At 45.9% G+C, this 10,923-nt stretch carries 8 protein-coding genes and 1 pseudogene; all 9 read right to left on the bottom strand.

The window, feature by feature from the left end; all coding sequences use genetic code 11:
* Positions 1 to 185 precede the first annotated feature (185 nt).
* Positions 186 to 605: pseudogene (locus tag RDO37_RS03225) on the bottom strand (flagellin); the annotation flags it as partial.
* 470 nt (positions 606 to 1,075) lie between these two features.
* Positions 1,076 to 1,465 (bottom strand): phosphoribosyl-AMP cyclohydrolase, encoded by a 390-nt coding sequence (gene hisI, locus RDO37_RS03220; RefSeq protein WP_044122095.1) that lies wholly within the window; start codon positions 1,463 to 1,465, stop codon positions 1,076 to 1,078.
* The gene (gene hisF / locus RDO37_RS03215) at positions 1,458 to 2,231 is read right to left on the bottom strand and encodes an imidazole glycerol phosphate synthase subunit HisF (protein WP_308498083.1); all 774 of its coding nucleotides are present in this window, start codon (positions 2,229 to 2,231) and stop codon (positions 1,458 to 1,460) included. The genes hisI and hisF overlap by 8 nt, the downstream gene beginning before the upstream one ends.
* Positions 2,232 to 2,602: 371 nt before the next feature.
* Positions 2,603 to 3,340, bottom strand: coding sequence for a 1-(5-phosphoribosyl)-5-[(5-phosphoribosylamino)methylideneamino]imidazole-4-carboxamide isomerase (hisA, locus tag RDO37_RS03210; protein ID WP_308498082.1), 738 nt, complete (start codon positions 3,338 to 3,340; stop codon positions 2,603 to 2,605).
* Positions 3,341 to 3,825: 485 nt separating this feature from the next.
* Positions 3,826 to 4,560, bottom strand: a complete 735-nt coding sequence (hisH, locus tag RDO37_RS03205) for an imidazole glycerol phosphate synthase subunit HisH (protein WP_308498081.1) — start codon at positions 4,558 to 4,560, stop codon at positions 3,826 to 3,828.
* A gap of 9 nt (positions 4,561 to 4,569) precedes the next feature.
* On the bottom strand, positions 4,570 to 5,856 hold the full coding sequence (gene hisB, locus RDO37_RS03200) for a bifunctional histidinol-phosphatase/imidazoleglycerol-phosphate dehydratase HisB (RefSeq protein WP_308498080.1): 1,287 nt from the start codon (positions 5,854 to 5,856) through the stop codon (positions 4,570 to 4,572).
* Positions 5,857 to 6,423: 567 nt separating this feature from the next.
* On the bottom strand, positions 6,424 to 7,497 hold the full coding sequence (gene hisC / locus RDO37_RS03195; protein ID WP_308498079.1) for a histidinol-phosphate transaminase: 1,074 nt from the start codon (positions 7,495 to 7,497) through the stop codon (positions 6,424 to 6,426).
* 411 nt (positions 7,498 to 7,908) lie between these two features.
* Positions 7,909 to 9,210: a histidinol dehydrogenase gene (gene hisD / locus RDO37_RS03190; RefSeq protein WP_308498078.1), complete on the bottom strand. Its 1,302-nt coding sequence runs from the start codon at positions 9,208 to 9,210 to the stop codon at positions 7,909 to 7,911.
* A gap of 248 nt (positions 9,211 to 9,458) precedes the next feature.
* The gene (hisG, locus tag RDO37_RS03185) at positions 9,459 to 10,373 is read right to left on the bottom strand and encodes an ATP phosphoribosyltransferase (protein ID WP_308498077.1); all 915 of its coding nucleotides are present in this window, start codon (positions 10,371 to 10,373) and stop codon (positions 9,459 to 9,461) included.
* Positions 10,374 to 10,923: the final 550 nt, after the last annotated feature.

Raw genomic sequence — 10,923 nt, 5'->3', positions numbered from 1 at the left:
TAGTGTAAGAACGAAAAGAATTAGTGGCAAACTAAGTCGCGGGAAAAGACAAGTTTGCGAGATTGCAGCACCAAAAAGTCTTTCAGAGGTGTTTCACTAAATTCCACTTGGAAGAAATACTCATACTTTGCTGGCTGACCACCTGCTGCAGGAGCCTTCTGACGCATGAGGGTGTTGGCACCGCCGCCGTCTAAGACTAAGGCACCGGCAAAGGTGGTCTTTTGGGCGATACGGGTGATCTCGTAGCTTAAGGAGTCTACTTCTTCTTGCAGAGCCTTACGATCTTTTGCGGTATTGGTACCGTTAGCAGCTTGTACGGCGAGAGTACGGATACGCTGCAGCATGTTGGTGGTCTCATCGAGAGCACCTTCAATGGTCTGAGCTAAGGCAATACCGTCGTTAGAGTTACGGTTGCCTTGGTTGAGGCCATTAATCTGGGCGGTCAAACGATCAGAGATCTGAAGGCCAGCTGCGTCGTCCTTGGAGCTGTTGATACGAAGGCCTGAGGATAAACGCTGATATGAGGTATTAAGAGCTAAGGTTGAGTTAGCAAGCTTACGTTGAGCGTTAATAGAGCTTACGTTGGTATTAACATACAGGGCCATGGCATAATCCTCATATCATATAAATTGCGATTTCGTCATTAGCTGCATTACGAAATCATAGTTACAGTTTGCACGATTCAGGCCAATGCTTTTACAAATTGTTGATCAAAAGATCATGGTCATAAATACTGGATTTTTTGAGGATGTTGAGGCGGTTTAAAGATATGCAGCGTCGCAGTAATTGCCGCTTGTGTCTTAAGTGACACTTTGGACTTGCTGACCGTATGGCAAGTGGCAAATGATGTGGCAAGATAGGGGATGCTGCGATTTTTGCCTGCATTTTTGAGTTGCAGTGTTTGCCTGCAGTTTTACGCAGATGCTGCTAATGCAGCTTGAGCTTGCATCTGTTGGGCAAGTAAGTTGTATGCCTAGCTGATGGGCGTGATGATTTAGAGGATAGCTAGAGATGGCGTGAAACGCTGGCAGCAACGGTGGCTGCCAGTCGTGTAAGGCAAAAGGATAGCTTTTGACTAGAAGAGGCCCTTTAAGGCAGCTAAGTACTTAACTGAGGCATCGGACATTGGGGATGCGTCAAAGCAAGACTTAGTGCCATTGTGGCAAGTTGGGCCCTCTGGACGAGCTAAGACGAGCAGAGTGTCCTTGTCGCAGTCAGTGGAGATTGCGCGTAAGTGTAAGTAGTTGCCGCTTTCCTCACCTTTAGTCCACAGCTTTTGACGATCGCGGGAGTAGAAGGTAACTAAGCGGGTGTCGAGAGTCTTTTGCAGGGCTTCCTCGTTCATGTAGCCAAGCATTAAAACCTGACCGTCTTGGGCGTTCTGAACAATTGCTGGAATCAGACCGTTGCCCTTGGCAAAATCAAGCTCACTGACCTTTGCAAAACCATGACAAAACTCAACCACGGCAAAGAACTCCTTTATCATTTAGGTAAGCTTTAAGCTCACCAATGTTAATAATACTCTTATGGAAAACGGATGCAGCTAAAGCACCAGAGACGTCAGCCTCATTAAAGGCATCATAGAAGTGCTCCATACTACCTGCACCGCCTGATGCAATCAATGGCACGTTACATACCTCTTGTACAGCTTTGAGCTGTTTAAGGTCATAGCCGTTCTTCATGCCATCTTGATTCATCATGTTTAAAACGATCTCACCAGCACCGCGCTTTTGTACCTCTTGAACCCAATCTAAGGTCTTCCAAGAGGTAGTAGTGATGGTCTTTTCGTCACCAGTAAACTGTTTTACGAGGTACTCACCAGATTCACTATCGTAATAGCTATCGATACCCACGACCACACATTGTACGCCAAATCTATCGGCAAGACGTGTAATTAAGCTTGGGTCTGACAAAGCAGGTGAGTTAATTGAAATCTTATCAGCACCGTATTCTAATACTTCTTGAGCGGCCTCAACGGTACGAATACCACCGGCTACTGCAAAAGGAATGTTGATTACCTCAGCAATACGAGCCACCCAAGACTTATCTACTTTCTTGCCATGGGCAGAGGCAGTGATGTCATAGAATACGAGCTCATCGGCACCCTCATCAGCATAGCGTTTAGCTAGGTCAATAATAGAGCCAACAACTTCGTGGTTTTTAAACTGAACGCCCTTTACAACTAAGCCGTCACGGACATCCAGACAAGGAATAATTCTTTTCGCTAGCATCTTCGTTTGACTACTTTGCTCATCGCAACCACCACCACAAACCTAGCGCATAAGCTGCAGCATATAGCATGTAGCTTAGTACAGCCGACAGCAGGGGCTATAATGCAGCCTACCTCTATGCACAGCCTAAGCGCTGCATGCAACCAAAGCAACGCGATGTAGATAGCGCTCTGAGCGCTACTGTCATAGTCCATGATCTCATGGCCTATGATCTTATCTTATGCTCAGTTTATGTAGGCATGCATGCATGCTTGCAAGTAAGCTTGTGTGCCCCTCATGCATCTTATGATGCTAGGCAGCGTAATAAAGCTAAGCGAGCATACGTGCTTGTGTACTTTAGTTAAGTGGTAGTAGTTACGATATGTATGGGTTTAGCCTAGCTCATTCCAAAGCTTGAGAGCTTGAGGGAATGTGAATGCACCTGATAAGAGGGAACGGCCTAAGACCGCGCTCTTAACCTTAAGCTCATGTAGAGCCTTGATATCCTCAAGAGAGGAGATACCGCCAGAGGCGATAACATCAAGCTTAGGATAACGCTCTGAAAGGGTAGCATACAGGCTGTTATTAGCACCTTGCATCATGCCATCTTTAGAGATGTCGGTAACTAAGACATGCTCAAGACCAGAATCTAAGAACTCTTCAATTAAATCAAAGAGGCTCACATCTGAAGTCTCAAGCCAGCCGTGAGTTGCAACCTTTGGGGTTCCATCGATAACACGCACGTCTAAGGCAAGGCAGATAGCATCTGATCCAAAGTCCTTTAAGAGCTTATGGCCAAACGCTCTGTCCTTTACTGCTGCAGAGCCTACTACAGCACGCTTAACGCCAGAGTCGAGCAATGATTGCACATCCTCATAGCTTCTAATACCACCACCAGTCTGAATTGGGCAGCTTGAGGCCTGAGTCATCTTGGAGATGAGCTCTAATTGGCGCTTTTTAGGATCCTTAGCTCCATCTAAATCAACTAAGTGAATGAGCTCAGCACCTTCTGCAGCATATTGCTTCACGCGCTCAATTGGATCGAGATTAAATACGGTCTTCTCATTAAAGTCGCCTTGCTTGAGGCGCACAATCTGACCATCGATAAGATCAAGTGCAGGGATTAACATATTCTTCTTACTAGTTGATGTTAATAGCCACTAACAAATTCAATCAAGGCTGCCGATAAAAAGACACCTAAGTCACCGCTGAGACTTACTCAATAAGCCTCAAACTAGCTGCGTTGCAAAGCTTTAAGGCAGAACTTAAGGTAGCTCATAAGCTTGCTTATAGCTAAGCAAGAGAGTTATCGATGCATGTCTTTGAATGCCATTGCATGTAAATGCCTTATGGCATAGGCATACGCCTCGGCACGGGCATTGGCCTAAACATGAGCCTAAGCTAAGCTTGAGCCAGAGCCTGAACCTGAGCTTAAGCCTAAGCCTGAGTCTAAGGCTTAGCCTTGGTATTAAGGCATTCTGCTAATGGCTGTCATCTACAAGTACTTGCAGTGCTATTTAGCATTAGTGCTGTTTTGGGCTTGCTGCAGTATCGATGAGGCGGCTTGGGGCCGTGGGTGTTTGATTGTTTTGTTAGTAGCTAGACAAGTAGATAACTACATGTCGATGAAGTTTTTAAGGAGACGCTCGCCATTAGCACCAGACTTTTCAGGGTGGAACTGTACACCCATGAAATTATCTTTAGCTACTGCAGCACTAAACTCTTGGCCATAGACGGTGCTTGCGATAGTAGCGCTGCACTTGTCTAAGCAAAATGAGTGGACAAAGTAGAAGAAAGAGTTATCTTCAATGCCCTTAAACAATGGGTGACCGTTATGATGGACGGTATTCCAGCCCATGTGTGGGAGTGGCAGTGGGCTTAAAGTGGAGCTATTAGCGCCCTCAGAGCAGCAGACAATACCATTGCCCTGAGCATTATTCATTTGAGCCTCAACGCTAACATCTAGTGGGTGCACAGTACCTGGCACAATGCCTAAGGTATTGATGTGCTTAACTTCAGAGTTAAGTGGCACCTCACAAGAACGTTCAGCCTGAACCTGCATGCCTAAGCAGACACCAAGTAAAGGCTTTTTGTAGTTGAGGATAAAGTCGATAAGCTCGCTATGTGGCTTAGCATCATCACCTGCAAGCGGAACTACCTCATCAATAGAGGTGTTAAGGAGTCCTGCCATAACTGCAGATGCTGATCCCACACCAGGCATGATGAGCTTGTCGGCAGAGCTTAAAGTAGCAATATCTGAGGTGATCTCAGCCTTAACGTCGAGGCGTGTTAAAGCCTGCACTAAAGAGTTGAAGTTGGCAGACTTAGTATTGACGATACAAATCTTCACAGCCTTCTCCTATAGAGTGCCCTTTGAGGAAGGTAACTCATTGGTGACAACGGCAATAGCTGGGCGCAGAGCACGTCCAAATGCCTTAAACAAGGCCTCCACCTGATGGTGTGCATTACCCTCAGTAACGGACATATGCAGTGTAATACCCATAGCAAAAGCCAGAGACTCAAAGAAGTGAGGCACCATTTGGGTCTCAAAGTCATGAATCTTGTCGCGGGTAAAGGAGGCATCTAAGCTAAAGTCAGCATGCGGGCGGCCAGAGATGTCTAAAGCTACAGCCACGGTGCCATCTACATCGCTTGTTGACTCTTCTAAGGTAACTGCACATTGATTGTCTAAGGTAAAGCGAGCACTATCTTCGCAGCCGTAGACCTTAGCCTGCAGCTCATCCATTGGGACGATAAAGCCAAAGCGACCAATACCGCGCTTATCGCCTAAGGCCTTCTTAAGCGCAGTACCAAGGGCGATACCAGTATCTTCGGTAGTGTGGTGATCGTCGATGTATAAGTCGCCACGTACCTTAATGTCACAGCTAAAGCCAGCATGCACGGCGATTTGATCGAGCATATGGTCAAAGAAACCAATGCCAGTATCAATCTTACGTGAGCCTGAGTGGTCTAAGTCTACTTTTACGTAAATAGAGGTTTCTTTAGTCTCACGAGTAACTACGGCGACACGACCCTCGCAGCAGCCTTGTTTCTTGTCTAAAGCAGCTTCACGGCTTGAAATGAACTCAACGATCTCATCCCAAGTACGAGCCTTTACGTTAGCTGGAGTTAAGCAGCCAACATTGCTATTGCCAGTGCAATTGCAAGATGAGTCACATGCGCTGTCAGCTACTTCACTTTCAAGGCCGACACGGATTGGAGTAACACCCATAGCAATACCCATAGTGATGTCGGTATCACGATCACCAATGAAGTAAGAGTGCTCACGGCTCCAAGCATCAGAGCGCAGATAGGCCTGTACCATGCCAAGCTTTGGCTTACGGCATTCACAGTTATCCTCTGGCTTGTGAGGGCAGATTAAGACCTGGTCAAAGACAATACCTTGTGACTCTAAGGTGTTGAGGATGAACTCATGGGCAGGGGTAAAGGTATCAAGTGGGAATGAGTCAGTACCAAGGCCATCTTGGTTAGAGACCATTACAAACTTAAAGCCCATATCCTGCAGCTTTAAGAGAGCAGGGACTACGCGAGGCAGGAACTTAATCTTGTTTAATGCATCAACCTGATAGTCCTCAGGCTCGCATACTAAAGTTCCGTCACGATCGATAAAGAGATACTTTTGCATGGGAAAATCATAGTTATCCTAAAGACCAATATCCAACACTATGCTAGAGCAAAGCGCACGCTCCGCCCTTACAAATACTAGCCAAAGCAAAAGTAGCCAAGGCAGATGCTCGGTAGCGGCCAAGCACATGCAGGCACAGCCAGCACATGTAAGCACAGCCAGCAAGTGCACGTACATGCAAGCACAGCCAGCAGATGCACGCAAAAGCCAGCAAAGCTACGCAAAGCTAAGGCAGCAAAGTAATGGCTTAACAATACCTCAGCAAATGCCTGGCAACAAAGCAAATGCCTAGGCGATGCAGTATGACTAAGCACTTTTGCATCAGACCAAAATGAAAGACATAGACAAAGAAGAAATTATGGTCTGACCTAGCTTGATAACACTATGTAAAGGGCCAGTAAGAGGCTAAGTGTTAGGCTGCATCTTAAAGGCGCATACTGTTAGTATCTTCGTGGAAAATGGCTTTAGGTTAAATTCTAAAAAACAGCCCCTTAGAGGCAAAGTGCTTAAGGGGCCTGAAATATAAGGTTTGCCTAAATCTTAGGCGTTAAAGGGTTGCTATTAGTATTACTGACCAGTAAGAGCAGTTAACACACGCATCACCTCATCAAGCTCCTCAGGAGTGCCTACGGTGATACGAATGGTGTTCTTAAGGCCTGGCTTAGTCTCAAAGGAGCGCAGGATAATGCCTTTTTGCAGCATGTGCTCAAAGACCTTTGGACCATCTTCAAACTCAACTAAGAGGAAGTTTGCATGAGACTCAAAGACCTTTTTAACGCAACTGAGTTTTAAGAGGTTTTCCTTTAAGGAGTTACGTAACTCTAGGCACTTAGTAACACGCTCACGCATCAGGTCGATGCCGCCATGAGCTAATGCCTGACGAGCAATCTGAGCTACTGGATCAGGAATTGGGTATGGGTCGATTACCTTGGCCATCATCGCGATAACATCAGCATGAGCTAAGGTAAAGCCGCAACGGATACCAGCAAGACCAAAGGCCTTAGATAAGGTGCGTAATACTACGAGATTTGAAAAGTCCTTCATTAAAGGCACAGTAGTAGCACTTGGATCGTACTCAATGTAGGCCTCATCTAAAACGAAAAGAACGTTCTCAAACTCTTTGAGCAGAGTCTTTAACTCATCGTGGCAGAACATATTGCCAAGTGGGTTAGCAGGGCTGTCGATAAAGACGAGCTTAATGGTGAATGGAGCTTCCTTAATGGCCTTAGCAATGGCAGCAGCCTTTAAGCTAAAGTCGTCCTCACGCTTGGCATAAGCAACCTGAGCACGGTTGGTGTTGGCTGCAATTTCGTACATGCCATAAGTTGGAGGAGCGATAACAATGCCCTCACCGTTTTCACAGAAAGTTCTAATTAAGAGGGAAATGGCCTCATCAGAACCACGGGAGGCTAAGACCTGATCACGTGCTAAACCAGTGTAATCAGCCATGCCTTGAGTAACCTCAAAAGGCTGGGTATCTGGGTAACGATTGAGAGTAGTAGAGTTGAAAATATAGAACTCTGACTTTGGAGACTCATTGGCGTTTAAGAAAGTATGGCCATGACCACCAATACGACGTGCACTCATATAAGGTTCAAGCTTTTGTACATGCTCACATGCAAGCTTTGTCAGATCAACCATAATTTCTCCGATTGTTTTTCAAAGCGGCTGCCACAACGTGCAACCAAAATAAACTGATTTTTACCAAGCCCAAACAGGCCTCACCGCTAGAGACAAGCACTAACTGCTAGAGACAAGCACTCACGGCACCACATACAAAACAGTGGCATGCTCTAACGCGGCATATCAACCTAAGTGCCACGTAAAGCGTAGCAAACAGCTAGCTGCAGTGCGCTTAGCAAGTTGCCTTTTCACTAGCAAGAAAGCATCTTAACACGACGCGGCAATGCGATCTGCGATGAAGCTGGCATCTTAGATAGTTGCTTGATGATACTGTAGCCATCAAAGTTGATAAAACAGCATAAGCGAGGCAAGGAGTCTTAAAAAAGATCAAAACTTAATGAGCTATGCTGTATGCATCATATGAGCTGGCTACTCGTCCTGATTGCGACCAATCTTTTGCAGACGTAAGGTAACAGCATTACCGTGGGCTTGTAAGCCCTCAGCCTGTGCAAGTAACTCTACGGTCTTGCCGATGTTTCTTAAACCTTCCTTGCTTGCACAAGAGATGGTGTAGCGACGTCTAAAGTCATCAGTGCCTAAGGCTGAGGCCGACTTAGCATAGCCATAAGTAGGCAGGGTGTGATTAGTACCTGAGGCGTAATCACCCATAGACTCACAAGTGTAAGCACCAAGGAAGATAGAGCCGGCATTTAACAGACGTGAGACGATGCTTTCAGGATCGTCAATCTGTACGATCAGGTGCTCTGGAGCATAGGCATTTGAGATCGCAATGCACTCATCAAGGTTTGGAGCCAAGATGAAACGGCTATGTGACATAGCTACACGGGCAATTTCAGCACGAGGTAGCTGTGCAAGTTGGACTTCTAATCTTTCGTTAGTCTCTTGTAATAACTCACGGCTATCAGAAACTAACACTACCTGAGAATCAGGGCCATGCTCAGCTTGAGACAGTAAGTCTGCTGCTACAAAGTCCGGATCAGCATTCTTATCGGCAATGACCAGTACCTCAGATGGGCCTGCAGCCATGTCGATAGCTGCGCCTAAGGCATCCTCACTCACTAAGCGCTTAGCCATGGTTACATACTGATTGCCTGGTCCAAAGATCTTGTTAACCTTTGGTACAGACTCAGTGCCATAGGCCATAGCAGCAATAGCGTGAGCACCACCTAACTTAAAGATGCGTGTGATACCGCACTTGGAGGCAGCATAGATAATGGCATCAGAAAGAGGGTATGGGGAGGTTAAAATAACCTCAGGACACTGAGCAATCTCAGCAGGAACGCCAAGCATCAGTGCAGTAGAAACTAATGGAGCAGAGCCGCCTGGAACATACAAGCCGACTTTCTCGATAGGGTGGGTAGCAGTTTTACAAACGATGCCAGGTACAGTCTCAACTGTGGCATGGCAAGGCTGTTGAGCCTCATGAAATTTGCGGATGTTTACGTAGGCTTTATCGATAGCTTCTTTAAGCTCAGGATCGATATTTGAACAAGCTTTAGCAATCTCATCTGCAGTAAGCTCAAGCTTGTCATCAGGGCAGCGATCTAAGGTACGAGAGTACTCTTTAAGCGCCTCATCACCACGCTCACGAATGTTCTTAATGATATCGCTGACGATCTCTGATACTTTGCCCTCAGACGCTTGAGCAGGTCGCAGCAAAGTAGCCTTACGCTGACCCTCATCAAGTGCCTTCCACTCAATAATATCCATTTAACCTCATCCTTCTTGCATCCAAACAAACACCACATGCAGCCGAACAAAGACCACTGCAGCCGAACAAACACCACATGCAGCCGCGCTGAATTAAGGCACGGCGTAGAAAGGTATAGTGCCTATTATTTTGCAAGATGAAAGATGCAGCCATATGACAAAAGCCACGCCGCATCTCAATTAAATCGTTGAACAAATCCTAACAGCTGCCAAATCATAAGATCGCAGCTGCATTAGTGAAGGTGTAATTAGTCGAGCATCTTCTCGATTGGGACAACCAGAATGGAGGATGCGCCTAACTCTTTGAGGCTTTCCATAGTTTCCCAGAAGAGCTTTTCACGTGATACTACGTGCAGTGCTACACGCTCTTTATCACCTTCAAGTTCAATAATGGATGGGTTTTCAGCACCAGGGAGTAAAGCTGTGATCTCTTTGAGCTTGTCGCGTGGTGCATTCATCATGATGTACTTGGACTCTTTTGCAGTCATGACACCCTTAAGACGGGTTAAGATCTTGTCTGCAATAGCCTTTTTCTCAGGGAAGAGTTCTTGGTCACGGCAGATGATAACTGCCTTTGACTCGAAAATAGTCTCAACTTCCTTAAGACCGTTAGCCTGTAAAGTAGCACCAGTGCATACGAGATCGCAGATAGCATCAGCAAGACCTGCACGTGGAGCAACTTCAACAGAACCTGTTAACAGTACACTCTTAAAGTCTACGCCCTTTTCAGATAAAGCACGGCGCAGTAAGAATGGGTAGGTAGTGGCAATCTTCTTGCCCTGCAGGCACTCAACGCCAGTCCACTCTTCTTCTTGTGGGGTGGCAATGGCCAGACGGCAATCACCATAGTTGAGCTCGGTAACTACCTTGTAGCCAGTTGCAAGACCATCAACCTTGCGCTGCATGGAGGTTTCTTCAAGAACATTCTGACCAACGATACCCCAGTCAACTACATGATCCATGACTAAACCAGGGATGTCATCATCGCGGACACGCAGGATATCAATCGGCATGTTCTCAGCATGAGCGAGTAGATGATCGCGGTTTTCGTTAATCTTGATGCCACAGCTCTTAAATAAGCGTTCAGTTTCATCAGTTAAGCGACCTGACTTCTTCATAGCAATACGAAGTCGCTTCTTGCTTTGATCATTTACGTTGCTCATGAAAATCTCCAAAATCCATTCCTCAAGGCCGATTAGGGCAGCTGCAAGAAAACCAAAACAAAAACCTAAGTATCCTGCATTCAACAACGCCCAACTTGAGTTATGGCTCTGTGTCGGTAAAGTAAACTAAAAAAGTGAATCCAAGGTCACGATACAGCCACAAGCATTTACAAAGTCATAATGAGTAAATGCTTTCAACAAAAACTAGCTGCAGGCTAATAAGGCTAATAACAATTAGCCGTCCTTTAACGGACAAATAAGCCTTTCGTGACAATCCTAAGCATTATAGCCTGATTTGGAGCAAGGCTACCCTTAAGCGCACTAAAACTAGGCAAAAACTCATAATAACGCGCGTTTTGCCCGAATATAAGGCATTTTAGCCAATACAGTGCATTAACAATAAAAGCATAAGCACCGCAGCCTATAAGGAAAAACCGTCGCAAAAGACTTGTGTATGCCATAGACACAAAAAAAGGCAGCCATAAGGCTGCCTTTAAAAAAAAACTAAAGTAAAAAGAGGTGTTTTAGTTTTAGCCTAAGAGGCTTAAGC

The organism is uncultured Anaerobiospirillum sp., assembly GCF_902485895.1.
Classification (GTDB): Bacteria; Pseudomonadota; Gammaproteobacteria; order Enterobacterales; family Succinivibrionaceae; genus Anaerobiospirillum; species Anaerobiospirillum succiniciproducens.
Note: the sequence above shows the minus strand (reverse complement) of the source record. Positions and strands in the feature narration are given on the sequence as shown.

Bases quoted from the DNA above. Each gene is read 5' to 3' on its own strand.
- hisF (WP_308498083.1), bottom strand. From the start codon at position 2,231: ATGCTAGCGAAAAGAATTATTCCTTGTCTGGATGTCCGTGACGGCTTA.
- hisA (WP_308498082.1), bottom strand. From the start codon at position 3,340: ATGTTAATCCCTGCACTTGATCTTATCGATGGTCAGATTGTGCGCCTC.
- hisB (WP_308498080.1), bottom strand. From the start codon at position 5,856: ATGCAAAAGTATCTCTTTATCGATCGTGACGGAACTTTAGTATGCGAG.
- hisC (WP_308498079.1), bottom strand. From the start codon at position 7,497: ATGGTTGATCTGACAAAGCTTGCATGTGAGCATGTACAAAAGCTTGAA.
- hisD (WP_308498078.1), bottom strand. From the start codon at position 9,210: ATGGATATTATTGAGTGGAAGGCACTTGATGAGGGTCAGCGTAAGGCT.
- hisG (WP_308498077.1), bottom strand. From the start codon at position 10,373: ATGAGCAACGTAAATGATCAAAGCAAGAAGCGACTTCGTATTGCTATG.